General features: G+C 46.9%; 14 protein-coding genes. 7 read left to right on the plus strand and 7 right to left on the minus strand.

What is annotated here, in order from left to right; translation table 11 throughout:
• Positions 1-353: 353 nt before the first annotated feature.
• Together QUA90_RS28290 and QUA90_RS28295 are read right to left on the minus strand one after the other, a co-directional pair.
• Entirely contained in the window at positions 354-566 is a 213-nt protein-coding gene (locus tag QUA90_RS28290; RefSeq protein ID WP_333329883.1) for a DUF5615 family PIN-like protein, read from the minus strand.
• A 2-nt stretch (positions 567-568) separates the two neighbouring features.
• Entirely contained in the window at positions 569-895 is a 327-nt protein-coding gene (locus tag QUA90_RS28295; protein ID WP_333448559.1) for a DUF433 domain-containing protein, read from the minus strand.
• A gap of 107 nt (positions 896-1002) precedes the next feature.
• On the opposite strand from QUA90_RS28295, the gene trpC reads away from it, so the two are divergent.
• From trpC to QUA90_RS28310, 3 genes are all read left to right on the plus strand, one after another.
• Complete coding sequence (gene trpC / locus QUA90_RS28300; RefSeq protein ID WP_333329887.1) at positions 1003-1902, plus strand: indole-3-glycerol phosphate synthase TrpC; 900 nt, start codon at positions 1003-1005, stop codon at positions 1900-1902.
• A 350-nt stretch (positions 1903-2252) separates the two neighbouring features.
• Positions 2253-2498, plus strand: coding sequence for a DUF5340 domain-containing protein (locus tag QUA90_RS28305; RefSeq protein ID WP_041623669.1), 246 nt, complete (start codon positions 2253-2255; stop codon positions 2496-2498).
• A gap of 83 nt (positions 2499-2581) precedes the next feature.
• Positions 2582-3739, plus strand: coding sequence for an alanine--glyoxylate aminotransferase family protein (locus QUA90_RS28310; protein WP_333448560.1), 1158 nt, complete (start codon positions 2582-2584; stop codon positions 3737-3739).
• Between the two features lie 55 nt (positions 3740-3794).
• Here QUA90_RS28310 and QUA90_RS28315 read toward each other — a convergent pair whose 3' ends face one another.
• The 4 genes from QUA90_RS28315 to nblR all read right to left on the minus strand — a co-directional run bounded on the left by QUA90_RS28315 (position 3795) and on the right by nblR (position 6191).
• Positions 3795-4010, minus strand: a complete 216-nt coding sequence (locus QUA90_RS28315) for a DUF2949 domain-containing protein (protein ID WP_333095284.1) — start codon at positions 4008-4010, stop codon at positions 3795-3797.
• 12 nt (positions 4011-4022) lie between these two features.
• Positions 4023-4337, minus strand: coding sequence for a hypothetical protein (locus tag QUA90_RS28320; RefSeq protein WP_333386026.1), 315 nt, complete (start codon positions 4335-4337; stop codon positions 4023-4025).
• 493 nt (positions 4338-4830) lie between these two features.
• A complete protein-coding gene (locus QUA90_RS28325) occupies positions 4831-5346 on the minus strand; it encodes a DUF192 domain-containing protein (protein WP_333386028.1) in 516 nt (171 codons plus the stop codon).
• Between the two features lie 149 nt (positions 5347-5495).
• Positions 5496-6191: a response regulator transcription factor NblR gene (gene nblR / locus QUA90_RS28330; protein ID WP_333082375.1), complete on the minus strand. Its 696-nt coding sequence runs from the start codon at positions 6189-6191 to the stop codon at positions 5496-5498.
• 194 nt (positions 6192-6385) lie between these two features.
• On the opposite strand from nblR, the gene rbsK reads away from it, so the two are divergent.
• Positions 6386-7312, plus strand: a complete 927-nt coding sequence (gene rbsK, locus QUA90_RS28335; protein WP_333386032.1) for a ribokinase — start codon at positions 6386-6388, stop codon at positions 7310-7312.
• Between the two features lie 187 nt (positions 7313-7499).
• On the opposite strand, the gene QUA90_RS28340 is transcribed toward rbsK, so the two are convergent.
• Positions 7500-8774: a ribulose bisphosphate carboxylase small subunit gene (locus QUA90_RS28340; protein WP_333448561.1), complete on the minus strand. Its 1275-nt coding sequence runs from the start codon at positions 8772-8774 to the stop codon at positions 7500-7502.
• A gap of 128 nt (positions 8775-8902) precedes the next feature.
• On the opposite strand from QUA90_RS28340, the gene QUA90_RS28345 reads away from it, so the two are divergent.
• From QUA90_RS28345 to QUA90_RS28355, 3 genes are all read left to right on the plus strand, one after another.
• The gene (locus tag QUA90_RS28345; RefSeq protein WP_333448562.1) at positions 8903-10174 is read left to right on the plus strand and encodes an aspartate aminotransferase family protein; all 1272 of its coding nucleotides are present in this window, start codon (positions 8903-8905) and stop codon (positions 10172-10174) included.
• A 569-nt stretch (positions 10175-10743) separates the two neighbouring features.
• The gene (locus tag QUA90_RS28350; protein ID WP_333448563.1) at positions 10744-11970 is read left to right on the plus strand and encodes an RNA-guided endonuclease TnpB family protein; all 1227 of its coding nucleotides are present in this window, start codon (positions 10744-10746) and stop codon (positions 11968-11970) included.
• Positions 11971-12010: 40 nt separating this feature from the next.
• Positions 12011-15667 carry a CHAT domain-containing tetratricopeptide repeat protein gene (locus tag QUA90_RS28355; protein ID WP_333448564.1) on the plus strand — a complete coding sequence of 1219 codons (3657 nt, stop codon included), beginning with the start codon at positions 12011-12013 and terminating at the stop codon, positions 15665-15667.
• The last annotated feature ends 89 nt before the right edge of the window (positions 15668-15756 follow it).

A 15756-nucleotide genomic window follows, 5' to 3' on the forward strand; every position in this document is an offset into this window, starting at 1 on the left:
AACTTATATTTAACTCACCTTGAATATATCGATCGCTCCTGCTAGTGGTCTGCGATCAATTATTCAGCAAACCCTATCTAGTCCTGTAGTAAAATAGTAATTGCTCAACCCCCTTGACGAGAAGACAAGATAGACATTAGATCAAGGAATGGAAAAACTCCCCGACTTAAAGCCTACGCACGCGCGTACTTTTTCCACATCATTCTCTAATATGGAATCCAATCTAACTTATCGAGCCATTCTTCAGCTTCAGTAGTTTCCAAAATAAAATGAATTGTTTCTGCCCATCTGCGGATACTTCCACTTGGACGCACCTAAACTAATCCCCAACATTGTCCCCCTGCGGCCCAATGTTACTCCAAATGTCCGCTAATACTTTTGCGATTATCCGTCACTAATAGTCGTTTCGATGATTCCAAATAAATTAGAATCTCTGGATCTAAGGTGCATAATGGCGGCGCATTTGAATCACCCACCCGCAAAATATCTATCTCCGGATCGAGGTTTAAAACAGCACTTTTGAGCTTAGGAGGCAAATTTTCATCGACTAAAAAACGAATTTTCACGCTTAGTTAAGTAACTCCTGTTCTCGCTGTGCTTTGATTGCTCTCAAACGCAATGCTAGAGGAGATGGATTAGCCAACCATTCCTGATAGCGTTCTTCCCGCCACTTCGCCAGCCGCAACATATAAGCATCCATCTGCCTCCGATTTTGCAGATAATAAGTTAGCGTCGCGTAAATTTTCTCTAAATTCAAACTTGGTAATTCTTCCAGAATTTGGTCGGGCGAATATCCATCCAAGTAATATTTAATCACGTCGTCACTGCCGATCCGATGTCCTTTTATGCGGATGTCATCAGGGTCTAGAAATTCAAAATAGTCTTCTAATCGCATCGGTGTATCTCCGAATACTTAGTTAAGCGCATTTTATCATAAATTGAAAAGGGCGATCGACCTTATATAATAGAAACTTGTTTACGATCGCCCTTTATCCCCCTATCATGCTTCAAATCCGCCGTCGTCCCCCCAGCACATCCGTCTCCGTCCTCTACCTCAGCTACCAAATCGCCGTACCCGACGCCGAACCCCAGCACATTCTCGAAGAAATCGTCTGGGAAAAAGAAGCCGAAGTAGCCCAAAAGCGCGATCGCACTCCCTTATCCGAACTTCACAAAAAACTCCCCTTCGCACCGCCAACTCGCGACTTTCTTGCCGCCCTTAAAAACGGCAAAACCACACCCGCTATCATCGCCGAAGTTAAAAAAGCTTCCCCCAGCAAAGGCGTAATTCGCGAAGATTTCGACCCAGTGGCGATCGCCCTAGCTTACCAACAAAACGGCGCCAGTTGCATCTCCGTACTTACCGATGAAAAGTTCTTTCAAGGCAGCTTCGACAACCTCGCTAAAATCCGTGCGGCAGTCGATTTACCCTTACTTTGCAAAGAGTTTATTATCTATCCCTACCAAATTTATCTCGCCCGCATTCACGGTGCCGATGCTGTACTTTTAATCGCCGCCATTCTATCTGACAAAGACTTACAATATTTTGTGAAAATTGTCAAGACTTTGGGCATGACAGCTTTAATAGAAGTTCACACTCTCGAAGAACTCGATCGAGTATTAACCCTAGAAGGCGTCAACCTGATCGGCATCAACAACCGTAACCTAGCAGACTTTTCCGTCAGCCTAGAAACCACCAGTCAACTATTAGCCTCCCGCCAAACCGAGATCCAAGCAAAAGGCATCCTCATCGTCAGCGAGTCAGGAATCCACACTCCCGCCGACCTCGCTAAACTTGCCACCGCCGGAGCCGAAGCCGTTCTCATCGGCGAATCTCTGGTCAAGCAGCCAGATCCGGGCGCCGCTTTAGCCTCCCTTGCCGATCGCCCTCCCAGCCTGTGAAAGGCGAGACCGCTTGACAAACCACCCTTAATTCTGATAAAAAATGATTAAGTAGGTAAATAATGAGAATTTCTAGCCTGCATCGACTCAAGCGCTACTGTAAAAAAGAAATAGCACTGAAAGCTATATTGCATAGAAATATTTTGCCAGAAAGCAATTAAATCTATTCTGTAAGCCTGTCGATCGCAAAATTTAGCGTGTCCAACGCCCCCAGCCCCGAATATTCGATCGGCAAAGCAGGGGTTATTGTACGGTTAGAAAACAAATAAAAAATCGGGCATCTAATGTTCACCTGTGATGCCTCATGCAATTGCAATGGGGTGTCGGTTCGCTGAGGTATGTTAGCTTTCATGGAGCCAATCCCCCTTCCTTCGTACATTCATTATGAATTGCTACTTCAATTGTTAGAGCGCAAAACGATGTTTGCTGTCAGTCCACAATCGCCGCAGCAGCAACAAGTGCACCAACTTATTATTACACTGCGTAAAGCCCTTGCCATTCAAAAGCAATTAGAACAAAGCTGCGAGCGATCGAACTTAGCGGTAGAACATCGCTGGTCTCTAAATGAAATTAACCACAAGGGAGTTAAAAGTTAAAAAACTTAGAGTATCGACGCGACGTATCGTATCGTATTTGATTTATTCTATATAACTCCCACAGGAAAACTTAGGACAATATCATGGACAACAAATTAATGCTGATGATTCCCGGCCCGACGCCGGTGCCTGAAGCGGCATTGTTAGCGATGGCAAAACACCCGATGGGCCACCGCAGCAAGGAATTTGACGCGATTTTTGCAGAATGTACCGAAAACCTCAAATGGCTGCACCAAACAAAAAGTGACGTGCTGAGTTTAACGGTTTCTGGTACCGGCGCGATGGAAGCTGGGATAATTAATTTCCTGAGTGCGGGCGATCGAGTTTTAGTCGGCACTAACGGCAAATTTGGTGAACGTTGGGCTGAAGTCGCCGAAGCTTACGGTTTAAACGCCGAAATTATTAAAGCTGAGTGGGGCCAACCTTTAGACCCCGAACACTTCCGCGAAAAACTCGAAGCAGATACAGAGAAGCAAATCAAAGCTGTCATCATCACCCACTCGGAAACCTCCACGGGCGTCCTCAACGACCTCGAAACCATCAACCGCCACGTTAAGGCCCACGGTGAAGCTTTAATTATGGTCGATGCTGTCACTAGCTTAGGCGCTGTCAATATTCCGATGGACGCTTGGGGCATCGATGTCATTGCTTCGGGTTCTCAGAAAGCTTACATGATTCCTCCAGGTTTGGGTTTTGTGGCAGTCAGTCCCAAAGCTTGGGAAGCTTACAAAACTGCGAAACTCCCCCGCTATTATTTGGATTTGGGCAAATATAGCAAAGACGCTGCCAAAAATACCACTCCTTTTACTCCCCCTGTCAATATGTTTTTTGCCCTGCAAGCATCGCTGCAGATGATGAAAACAGAAGGGTTGGAAAATGTTTTCGCGCGGCACAAACGGTTGATGACAACTACTCGCGCTGCTGTAAAAGCTTTAGGTTTGCCGTTGTTTGCTGCTGACGATGCCGCCAGCCCTGCGATTACTTCGGTTATGCCGCCAGCATCCGTAGATGCTCAAAAAGTGCGGACTTTGATGAGAAAGAGATTTGACATTGCTCTCGCCGACGGACAAGACCATTTGAAAGGTAAAATCTTCCGAATCGGTCATTTGGGATTTGTGTGCGATCGCGATATTCTAGCAGCAATTTCCTCTTTAGAAGTCGTGTTGCAAGAATTGGGTCATGAAGGCTACACTCCTGGTGCCGGCGTCGCCGCTGCTGCCAAATTATTGGCTGAATCCTAATCCAAGTTATTAAAGGATTTTGGATTTTGGATTCTTTCTAAAATCTAAAATCCTTTTAATATGCTTCGGATAACCAATCAAAGATTTTATCCAACTGTTCGAGAGTGACTAAACCGTATTGCCACAGAACCATCGGCAAGGAATTCGGGTCTTGATCACGCTGCCGCTGTTTGTTATCGCCGACACGTTCGGCGACAGCAATTGACGCGGGTGAAATTGCCAAATCTTCTTGTAAAAAGCGAATTAATCGAGTGTATTTAGCGGGTGCCATGTGATTTCACCTCTAAGTATAGGACACCATTTTCTGATGTGAACCTGATGTTTTTGATGAGTAATAAGCCAGTTTTAAATTTGTCTTGTTACCGTTTATAGCTTTTAAAACGCTATTAGCGGTTGAACTGCCAAACGTAATGCTGAGTGCTACTGTAAAGCTAACCTTTCCCAAAAAGTGAAAGGTTTTGCAATTTTGCTGATGTCGGCCCGATCGACTTGCGATCGCGATCGAACCTAAACTGAATACCTCGGCATCTTTGGAGCGCGAATCAGAATAAATTCTGCTACCTAACACTACTAAACCAAGTTCAGAGTTTAACTTCATCTGCCGAAATGCAGAATCCGCAAATCTACTTCGGGAAAATTAGTTAGATATTTCGATCAAACCCGAAACTGCTACCAGAAGTTAAGTTTGCCAATTACCGCCAATTAACTTGGCTCGTAGCATATTACTTTAGATAGGTTTAGTAGATTTAGCTCGATCGCCAGAACTTCCAGAGAATTTCTTTTCGTGTTGCTACACCTTGAGGCTGAGTATCGTCTCTCAGGATTGGTAACGAGTCGCTGACTCGTCTCATACCTGCGACCAACCATCTACAGCTTCCGGAAACAAGCTCAAGTCCTGACTGACTGAGATCGACATCGTAGCAAATCTTTGGGTGTTTGTACTGAATCTTACATTAATATCTTAACAAATTTAATCAATTTTTGTAAAGTTTCTAAATTTTCGTCGGTATTCCGAAGGCAAGGGGCTCTCTGGGGGATTGAAACCGGGGGATTATGTCTGTGTGCAGATTTTACTGAAACAGTCCGAAGTTTTACTGGAAAAACTCGATTTCAATACGATCGCCCACTTTGACACCGAGTTCAGCAGCCCGCCCGCCCCGGAGTTCAATAACTCGATCGACAGCAGTATCGGGCCCGTAGGTAGGACAAGGATCTTCAGTACAAGGAGGTGCAGAAACTTCGATCGCCTCAACCACCCCATCCCGGATAAAAATCATATCCAGAGAAATCTTGCAATTTTTCATCCAAAAATTGACCCGCCGCGCCGGTTTAAACTCAAACAGCATTCCTCTGTCATCCGGCAAAGAAGTTCTGTACATTAAACCCATAGCCTGCTGTTCCACTGTTTTCGCCACTTCGAGTTCGATTGGGCGATCGCCTATCCGAGCTCTAGCAGAAACAGGCAGCACTTGACCCGATGTTTTCGCCGTCGGAGACTGATTCGCCAAAATACCAGTAGCACCAGCATTCGCGATCGGTAAAGTCGGCGAACATCCCAGCAAAAATATACTTACTCCAATACCGAGCAAAGTAGCTAAATAATTCATAAAGATTTTAGATTTTAGATTTTAGATTTTAGATTGGGCATGGGGCATAGGGCATGGGGCATGGGGCATAGGGCATGGGGCATGGGCATTGTTGACTAATGACCACTGACTAATGACTAATGACTGCTGACTAATGACTAATGACGGCTTCAAGCTTCCCGCATCACATAGCCAACACCGCGCACCGTCTGAATCAAGCGCTTTTCGCCCTCATCTTCAATCTTGAGTCGCAGATAGCGGATGTAAACCTCAATCACATTCGACTCGCCCAAAAAGTCGTAACCCCAAACATTTTCCAGAATTTGTTCCCGAGTCAAAACCTCGCGGGGATGTTCCATCAAATACTTTAGCAGCTCAAATTCCTTCATCGTCAGGTCGATCGCCCGTCCGTTCCGCAGGGCCCGCCTAGAGGCCAAATCCAAAACTAAATCGCCAAACCTCAATTGTTCGTTGCTGCTGTTATCCGGCTGCAAATACAAGCGCACCAACTGTAAAAACTCCTCAGTGCGGTAAGGTTTAAGAAAATAATCATCCGCCCCAGCTTCCAGACAAGCTACGCGATCGTCAACTGTATCACGACCGACGAGTAGCAGCACCGGCACCCGATTGCCAATACTTCTGAGGTAAGAACACAGTGATAGCCCCGACTCAGGGCCAAGTATCCGGTCAATTACAATCAAAGCAGGCTGCAATTCACGGGCTAAATTTTGGCCGGTGGCGGTGTTAGAAGCTACTACCGGTTCATAGCCGGAGGATTTTAAGTCGAGACTCAAGTGTCCGGCGAGAACTTCGTCTGTTTCAACTAGCAGGACACAGGGATTGCGATCGAGAGTAATTGCAGCCATTGAATTGACCTGTGAAGACCATAACTGTTCTAGCACGTCTTAAGGGACAGTTGACAGTTGACAGTTGACAGTTGACAGTTGACAGTTGACAGTTGGTTATTAGTTATTTGTGATTAGTTATTTGTTAGTTCCAATGCCCAATTCTACCGTGCATTGATGCCCTATGCCCAATTCGCAATTCACAATTTGAATCTATGAGCATAATCGTCTTCGGCAGTATCAACATCGACCTAGCAGCAAAAACTCCCCGCTTGCCGCAACCAGGGGAAACTATCATCGGTAGCAATTTTTTCACGGCCGGTGGCGGCAAAGGAGCAAATCAAGCAGTAGCGGCCGCCCGTCTCGGCACTTGCACCCACATCATCGGTCGCGTTGGCAACGATAAATTTGCTGAAGACTTATTGACAAATTTACAATCTTATGGTGTAAATACAGACAATGTATTAATAGACCAAAACACTCATTCAGGAGTGGCAATTATCGCCGTAGACGAGACAGGTCAAAATAATATTATTGTGATTCCGGGGGCGAACAATAATGTCGGTGAAGCAGATATAGAACGTCTCCAAAAACTGTTAACAGCAGCTACATCCTTGCTGTTACAGTTAGAAATTCCCCTGGAAATTGTCCAAAAAGCTGCGAAAGCTGCTCGTCAAGCGGGGGTGCGAGTTATTCTCGATCCAGCACCGGCTAGGGCGGATTTGCCGATCGAACTTTATCCGCTAATTGACATTATCACGCCGAATGAAGTGGAAGCGGGCCAGTTAGTCGGTTTTCGGGTGAATGACACCGAAACAGCGATTGTAGCTGCCAAACAGTTGCAGGAGCGCGGTGTCAAGAATGTTATTGTCAAATTGGGCGATCGCGGGGCTGTTGCTGTTACTGCGGATGAAACCTTTTTTGTACCGGCTTTTGCTGTGGAGGCGATCGACACTGTGGCTGCTGGCGATGCTTTTAACGGCGGATTAGCCTCTGCATTAGATGCCGGTCTGTCCTTGTCGGAGGCGGTACGGTGGGGCGCAGCAGCGGGCGCTCTGTGCACAACTAAAGTGGGTGCTCAAGGTGCTATGTGCGATCGGGCAACTTTTGATGATTTTTTGCATACTAGACTTATTGCATAAATCTTTGATAGAGCCGGTTAACCGCAGATTTTAAGCAGATAAACACAGATGAACGCAGATAATTTCAAGAGATGAAAGTGAACGACCATAATAGGTCTATTTTCTGTAAAAAAAAATCCAAATTTTGTGGGGTGGGCTTTGAGCATCACCCCAAATATGCAAGAATTTAAATCTGTAACCGCTTGTCCTAATTCGGTCGCTGAATAATTGTTTCAGCTACCCGCCGCTTGACTTTTGGATCGATACCAATCAGCCGCACGTATTCGCCGCCGTGTTCCGCCAAACAAGTTTCTAAAGATGCAACCACATCTTTTTCCTGTGCAGTTTTAATCGTCGCGCAACTTTGCCAAGAACCAGTTTTAAATCGGCGATTATCTGCATATTCCATGCCAATTTTGCAGCCTCTTGCTAACAACTGCTTTACTTGTTCCAATACCTCGGAACTCAGCCGCGCCGCATGACCGTTACCACCTTCAGAACTTGGCTCGACGTAAGCCTTATAATATTTGGAGGACGGGTCGTTTAATTCACTTTGCGTGGGCGCAGTAGCAGGGGCATTGGGGGTTCCTTGAACGTTAAACAGGCGCGATTGGTTGTATTCATCTACTAAGCGCATTTCCTGAATCCGCTTTTGTTGACCCACCATCAAACTGCCCATTTCTATTAAATGAGCGAGGCTGAAATTCGGGTTCTGGAAATCTGGCGCTGCTTCCAAAGTGTTTACCAAACGCTTAGAAACTTGCTCAATTCCTATTTTGTGAATAAATTCGCGGATTTGTTCGTCGTAAATGCGCGATCGCAAAGCGCTAAAAAAGTCGATCGCCTGATCGGGAAAATTATCAACTAACCCCATAATCTCGGTTTTTGACAATTTGTCCGACTCAAAAATTCCTCCAACAATGCCAATTTTATCATCCCGGCTGGGTTCCCAATAAAACTTTTCCATCCGCCCGTCGCGAATCAGCGGCGCGTACAGCGTAGAAAAATCATTTCCGGTGACAATAATCGGCACTCGGTGCAGCGGCGTGCTGTCATAACTTCCCGGTAACTGCACGTTAGTTGGATTGTCAGCAATATTCATCAGAGTCGCATTGACCATCTGAGTATTGACAGTATATTGAGTAGTAGTATCGAACCTGCCAGCACCGGCATCCAAATCGTTAATAAAGATGGCGCACATCTCGCCCCGCACCCGAATTTGCTCCGCCGCTTCCCGGTAGCGCAAGCGAATTAAACGCGCCGGATCTCCGGCATCCGGGCTTTCTAATTCCCCACCAGATATCATCACCGGTTCAAAGCCCATCCGCCGAAAAACCAGTTCGGTTTGAAAAGTTTTGCCTTCTCCTTTGCGGCCATGAATTCCCAAAATTAGGGGAACTCTTACCCCGGGCAAATTTAAAAAGTTCTTAGTGACGTGCACCGCAACTTTATCGAGAAAGTTAGGAGAAATGTAATAACTCATCAGTAGATTTGTGAGGGATTAATTGAAGTTACTGTTATGATTTTATGACAAAACTAACAGCCTGCACCGCTAACCGGGATTTTTACCGTACAATCGAGGTCTGCATATTATGTGTTAAGGAGCGATTCGTGAGTCCAGAAACCTTATTAAAAGAACCAAACGTGCAAGCCGAAGCCAGTCTCTTCAGTTCTGAGAGCTTCGACAGCTATGTAATGACGACTTACGGGCGTTTTGCGATCGCCCTAGAACGGGGCCTGGGCTGCCGCGTTTGGGATACCGAGGGCCGCGAATATCTCGATTTTGTGGCTGGTATTGCTACCTGCACTCTGGGACACGCCCACCCGGCAATGATTGCAGCGGTAACTCAGCAAATTCAGACCCTGCACCACGTTTCTAATCTTTATTACATCCCCGTACAGGGCGAGCTGGCAAAGTGGCTTGTAGACCATTCTTGCGCTGACAGAGCCTTCTTTTGCAACTCCGGCGCTGAAGCTAATGAAGCGGCAATTAAACTCGCCCGCAAGTACGCCCACGAAAAATTAAATATCTCGAATCCGACAATCATTACCGCCGTTGCGAGTTTCCACGGCCGGACTTTGGCGACAATTACGGCAACCGGACAGCCTAAATATCAGAAGGGTTTTAGCCCTTTGGTTCCCGGATTTCACTACGTGCCATACAACGATATTAGTGCGATCGAAAGTGCGATCGAGCAACTCGACAAAGACGAACGCCAAGTAGCAGCAATTATGCTGGAGGCGCTGCAAGGCGAAGGCGGAGTTCGCCCCGGAGATCTCCCCTACTTCCAGCGCATTCGGGAAATTTGCGACGAAAAAGGCATTTTGCTGATTCTCGACGAAGTGCAAGTCGGGATGGGACGCAGCGGCAAATACTGGGGCTACGAAAACCTCGGCATTGAACCCGATATCTTTACATCTGCCAAAGGGTTGGGCGGCGGTATCCCGATCGGCGCTATGCTGTGCAAATCTTTCTGCGATGTATTTGAACCGGGAAGTCACGCCAGCACTTTCGGCGGCAATCCTTTTGCTTGCGCTGTAGCTTTGTGCGTTTGCCAAACTTTAGAACGGGAAAACCTTCTAGAAAACGTGCAGCAGCGCGGGGAACAGTTGAAAGCAGGCCTCAACAAGTTGGCGGCCACATATCCGCATTTAATTGCCGAAGTGCGCGGCTGGGGTTTGATTGTCGGGATGGAATTGCAAGCTGACATCGAACTTACATCGGGCGATATCGTCAAATCTGCCATCGCCGCAGGAGTTCTGTTGGTTCCAGCAGGGCCGAAAGTGTTGAGATTTGTCCCGCCGCTGATTGTCACGGCCGCTGAAGTCGATCGAGCTCTGCAGGCAGTGGAGTCAGCCTTGCGTTCTCAAGCGGTACAGTAAAATTTAGTGAGTTGATTTTTGTTAGCTGTAGCGCTGAAACTCGCGCAATATCCTAGATAACTCACTTAGTCCAGGACACACTCTTCCTCAGAAACCGGGTTTCTTTCGAGATTTCTCGTTACTAAACCCAATATTTTCCCAGAAACCCGGTTTCTTAGCGTAAGTCCGATCGGGGTAAAAGTAAACCCGCCCCGCTGCAAGTGTGTCAGGGCGGGTTTTTCAAGTTTAGAACTGTCTGTTAAACCCGCCCTGAAAGACTGACGGCGCTTTGAACCAGGATTTTACTCAAGGCAAGACGCTAATACTATTAGCCATTGCAGGTGCTAGTTTCGCTATCTGCGTGTCTGTTGGGACTTGTGAATCCTGATTTAACTATTTCGGGCCCTTCCAACTCAACTGAGTACCGTTATAGTGGGAAGGGCGGGTGACGACGATTGCATCCTCAAGTAATTTTGGGGCTCGCTTTCAAGAGAGAAAATATGTAATCCTCGTCACAAAATTTTTTCGTAATGCTTTGATCGTCAACTGTATATTGTGAGAGAATAGAAGAACCAAGGAGGTGATGTTGATTGCTACACAAGGCTATCCAAGTTCGTTTGTATCCTACCCAAAATAAACAAATACAAGTAGCTTCAACTTTTGGGGGTGCGCGTTGGTGGTCTAATTATGGTCAAAATAAATCAATTGAAGTATATAAAAAAACTGGTAAAGGACTTGGCTACTCCGGTCTCAACACACTTTTACCTGTTATCAAAAAATCCGATGAAAGTGTAGGGTTATGTCAGTATTACAGCCAATTTGGGCAAGCTACTACGCTCAAGCTAACGACTGCATACCAAAAAAAAATTGATGAAGTTGCTGGGTTTTATAATTTCCCATCTCAAGCCAAAAAACTGTTATTTCAGCATCCTAAAAGCGTCAAATTTGTGGGTACTCTAATTTTAGATTATAGGGGAAGAACTAAGACGAAAAAAATAAAGAGATATAGATTAACTGATGGTAAAATTCAGACTTCAATTATTAGTAAAAAATATTCAGGGAAATATCTGGCATCTATACTGACTGAAATCAAAGCTGAGAACCAGAGAACAAAAGAAGGTAGGATTGCGGGCAGTGATTTAGTATTGAAATACTTTGCTATTGTCCCCGATGATGAAAAAGTATCTAAATATGACAATGCCAAGCATTTTGCCAAGCACCAGAAGAACTTGAAGCGCAAGCAGCCAAAGTTTACAGGCCACCAAAAAAAAAGTAATTCTGAATACAAATATAGAAAAGCTGTTGCCAAGGTATGCGAAGGGTTTAGGAATGGGTGGCAAGATTTTCTACATAAACTTAGTTATAAGTTGGTCAGCGATCGCCTCGCGGTCATAGTAGAAAACTTTCATTTCTGGAACAGGATTCGCAATTCCAATGTGGCGAAAGCAAGATCGGATGAGGTTTTGGGAAGTTTTACCAACTTCTTAGCCTACAAGTGGGAACGCAAAGGCGGGAACTTAGTCGAGATTGATAGAGGGGTTTCCAGTTCCAAACCTTGTTCTAATTGTTTCCATCAAATGACCGAGATGCCATTAGATATGAGGGAATGGACTTGTCCTCACTGTGCTACCGATCGCGATCGGGAGGGGAATGCACCGATAAAGATGAAAGCAGAAGCTATCAAAACACTAAAGGCGGAAGGTTCAGCCGTTTCGGCTTTAGGATGCGAGGTAAGACCAAAGGTTGGACGAAAGTCTCAGCTAAGGCACTCGCCTATGAGTACAGAAGCCCCTACTATATTCGGTACTACGATTTAGGGGTGGGTAGTTCACTTGGTTGCACAGAATCAGCGCTCCTATGGTTAATAGTTTGGCGGAATGCACGATGGACGAACAGCGTCGCAAAACTGATGTTAATATGCTCCAAGCGCTGCTGGAAAATCCTGGGGACTCAGGAATAGATTTGATTTTGAGGACGAACCCAAAGTCGATCGACTTTGGGTTCGTGCAAACGCTTTATTTGGAAGAACCGGCACTGACGCGAGAAAGTTTGCTGAAAGCTGCAAAATTTTTCCAAAGGGCGATCGCACCCTTAGAATCTGCAAAAGGGAATTATAAATTGCCCGCAACCGGGGCAGCATATCTGGCTTTTTTAGCAGAAGTATTGCAGGCAGTGGCGCGCGGCGCTGATTCGCAGCACCTGTACTCGCTGCTGAGAAACAATTTAGACAAACTCGACCAGAATTTCGCACAACTGCTGCGCCACTGGGCCACTTTGGTGCTCCCTGCTGCCAAAGAATCGGAGACTAGGCGCATTGCAGCGTTAATCGGCAATCTGAGCAACAAAATTGGGCGGTTTCCCCTCGGCAGCAAGGCTCATAACTTGGAAATCGAAATTGCCGGTTACGAAACAGTTGCTAAGGTGTTTACCCGCAAAGACTTTCCCCAAGAATGGGCGGTGATGCAAAACAATCTGGGCAACGCTTATAGCGATCGCCCCAAAGGTGATAAGGCTCAAAATATCGAACAGGCGATCGCTTGCTTTGAAAATGCCCTACAAGTACGCACGCCCGAACATTACCCGGAACAGTGGGCGACGCTGCAAAACAATCTGGGCAACGCTTACAGCGAGCGTCTCAGGGGAGCTCCGGCAGACAATCTAGAACAGGCGATCGCCTGCTATCAAAACGCACTGCGAGTTCGCACCCGCGAAACTTTTGGGGAAGAGTGGGCGAGCACTCAAAACAATCTCGGCCGTGCTTACAGCCGCCGACTGCGGGGCAACCGAGCCCAAAATCTGGAACTGGCAGTCGCTTGCTACCAAAATGCTTTGCAAGTCTACAACCGCAAGGTGTTTCCCCGGCGTTGGGCCACAACTCAAAATAATTTGGCAAATGCTTACTGCGAGTTGCTGGGGGGCAACCGAGCCGAAAATCTGGAATACGCGGTTACGTGCTATCAGAGAGCTTTGCAGGTGCGGACTCGGGAAGCTTTTCCGCAGCAGTGGGCAACGACTCAGAGGAATTTGGGCCGGGTGTTTGTCGATCGCATCAAAGGCGATCCGGTGGAAAATATGGAAATGGCGATCGCCTGCTATCAAAATGCTTTACAAGTCTACACCCGCATCAAATTTCCCGAAGCCTGGGCTTCGATCCAAACTTACCTCGGTAGGATATACAGTCGGCGCGTGAAAGGGGAAAAAGCCGACAATATGGAAATCGCGATCGCCTGCTATCAAAATGCTTTGCTCTTTTGCAACCGCCAAAAATCTCCCGAACGCTGGGCAATGCTGTGTGCCTACCTCGGCCGCGCTTTCTGCGAACACCTGAAAGGGGAAAAAAACCGCAACCTCAAAAGCGCGATCGCCTGCTATCAAAATGCGGGCGAAGTCTACACCAGGCAGGCATATCCCAACCGCTGGGCAATGCTGCAAATTTATCTGGGCAGGGCTTATTCGCAACTGACCGAGGCGGAAGACTTGTCCCACATGGAAAGCGCGATCGGCTGCTATCACAGCGCCTGTCAAGTCTACACTCGCGAAACCTATCCCCACCGCTGGGCTGAAATTTTATTTTATTTGGGTCAAGCTTACCGAGTTCGAGGCGACTTGCTTCGCGCCTACGGGGTTTTTACTGCTGCTGTCGATACTGTGGAATTCTTGCGTTGCGAAGTTGGGGTTGATACAGTCGATTTTGGCGATCGGACGAGTACCGCAAAAGTCAAATTAACCCGCACTTGGGCTGGACTCTATAAATGCCTGGTGCAAGTTGGCCTCGAACTCGGCGCCAGCCAACCTGAATATTACGCTAAGGCTCTGGAATACGCCGAACGCCACAAAAATCGGAATTTGGTACAACTGCTGGTTAAATGTCACTTGACTCCGAAAGCCGAAATTCCTGCAGCGGTGCGAAGCGAGTTGGAGTCCCTGCAACTGGAAATAGCGGGGGAACAGCGGCACCAAGAACAGGGAGAACCTGAGCCGAACACGACCTTGATTTCTGAGGGCGATAGCCAAGGTTTGAACAGCGGTTCTCTGCTGCCGAACTCGGACTTCATGCACTTAAATCAATTGTGGAAGCAGTTGGATAGGTTGATTGCGCGGGAGGTGCAGGCAAACGACCCTTTCTTCAGCCTCGCTCACAAAGTTGAACCGATCGCTTTTGAGCAAATTCGCCAATTGTTGCCTGATGACAATTGCGCTGCTGTGGTGTGGGCGAGTTTGGGGGAGTTGCTGGTTGCTTTTGTGGTGGTAAAGAGTGCACAATATCCCGCCGTTCACCTGTGTTCGCCGGAAAATGCTATGGCTGCCGAAAGTTGGAGCCAGGAGTACCTCACCGCTTATTCTGAACAAAAAGGTCGCTGGATCAATCATCTCCCGACTCGCCTCAAACGCTTGGCTACGATGCTGGAAATCGATCGAGTGGTGGCGCTGATTCCTGATAATTGCGATCGGCTGATTTTTGTGCCGCACCGATTTTTGCACGCTTTGCCACTCCACGCTTTGCCTTTGGCGGGGAGAGACGGGTTTGAGGACGGTGGGGGAATTTTTAGGTCTGGGTGGAGCGATCGCAGCGGTTTTGAGGTGGAAACCTACAGCCTTTCGGATTTTTCTCAAAGTTCGTCTTTTGGCGACGTTGCAGCGCCTACTACTTCTTTGATCGATCGATTTCCCGGAGGAATTCGCTATGCTCCTAGCTGTCAGCTATTGCTGTTGAGACAAAGTGCACACGGAGCGGCTATTGGTCGGTACAAACCAGGTTTGCAGCAGCTTTTGGCAATTCCAACTTTCACCAGAGATGCGTTCTACAGCAACATTGAAATCGGCACTATTTCCCAGTATTTTGCCACTACAGAAGTTGTGCGCCATAAGCCGGCAATTAAAGAGGCTTTTTCCCAAGAAATCTCTGCTAATAATGGGAATTTGCCCCAGGAAATAGGGCAGTTGCCGCAGAAAAAATGCGCTCATTTTGCTTGTTTTAGTTTGCTTAATTTGGCTTGTCCTCTGAAATCCGCAGTGTTTTTGAGGAATGATTCTCTGAGTTTGGAGGAAATTTTTAATCTGGATTTTAGACAATATTTTTTAGTTACTTTATCGGGTTGTGAAATTGCCGCTGGCGGAGTTAGCGGTGCTGGAGGAGATTTTGTGGGTTTGTCGGCGGGTTTGTTGTATGCTGGCACGTCTAGTGTGGTTAGCAGTCTGTGGAAGGTGAACGATGTTTCTACGCTGCTGCTGACGAGCAAGTTTTATGAAAATCTGCGACGGTTTTCTCGGTTGCAGGTGGGAGATGTGGCGATCGCGTTGGGGGACGCTCAAAGGTGGCTGCGGGATTTGACTAGCGAGGAATTGGAGGTGTTGCTGGCGGATTTTCAACCTCAAATTTCGCAAATGTTCGATCGGCTTTCTCAAAGTTCTCGCCTGATTGCGGAGGCTTCTTTGCAGCAAATTCGCAACCGCAAACCCTATCCTTTTGCCAATCCTTATTATTGGGCGGCTTTTACTGCGGCTGGGGTTTAGTTATTACTCATTATACCAATTTTATGTGAAGTTGCATATAATAGAGAGATAGCTTTTATGGTGCGTTTATGAGTCGTAGTTTAAAAATC

The organism is Microcoleus sp. D3_18_C4, assembly GCF_036702355.1.
GTDB lineage: Bacteria > Cyanobacteriota > Cyanobacteriia > Cyanobacteriales > Microcoleaceae > Microcoleus.

Bases quoted from the DNA above. Each gene is read 5' to 3' on its own strand.
- QUA90_RS28340 (WP_333448561.1), bottom strand. From the start codon at position 8,774: ATGAGTTATTACATTTCTCCTAACTTTCTCGATAAAGTTGCGGTGCAC.
- QUA90_RS28295 (WP_333448559.1), bottom strand. From the start codon at position 895: ATGCGATTAGAAGACTATTTTGAATTTCTAGACCCTGATGACATCCGC.
- nblR (WP_333082375.1), bottom strand. From the start codon at position 6,191: ATGGCTGCAATTACTCTCGATCGCAATCCCTGTGTCCTGCTAGTTGAA.
- QUA90_RS28355 (WP_333448564.1), top strand. From the start codon at position 12,011: ATGGTTAATAGTTTGGCGGAATGCACGATGGACGAACAGCGTCGCAAA.
- QUA90_RS28305 (WP_041623669.1), top strand. From the start codon at position 2,253: ATGGAGCCAATCCCCCTTCCTTCGTACATTCATTATGAATTGCTACTT.
- QUA90_RS28325 (WP_333386028.1), bottom strand. From the start codon at position 5,346: ATGAATTATTTAGCTACTTTGCTCGGTATTGGAGTAAGTATATTTTTG.
- trpC (WP_333329887.1), top strand. From the start codon at position 1,003: ATGCTTCAAATCCGCCGTCGTCCCCCCAGCACATCCGTCTCCGTCCTC.
- QUA90_RS28315 (WP_333095284.1), bottom strand. From the start codon at position 4,010: ATGGCACCCGCTAAATACACTCGATTAATTCGCTTTTTACAAGAAGAT.
- rbsK (WP_333386032.1), top strand. From the start codon at position 6,386: ATGAGCATAATCGTCTTCGGCAGTATCAACATCGACCTAGCAGCAAAA.
- QUA90_RS28320 (WP_333386026.1), bottom strand. From the start codon at position 4,337: ATGAAGTTAAACTCTGAACTTGGTTTAGTAGTGTTAGGTAGCAGAATT.
- QUA90_RS28310 (WP_333448560.1), top strand. From the start codon at position 2,582: ATGGACAACAAATTAATGCTGATGATTCCCGGCCCGACGCCGGTGCCT.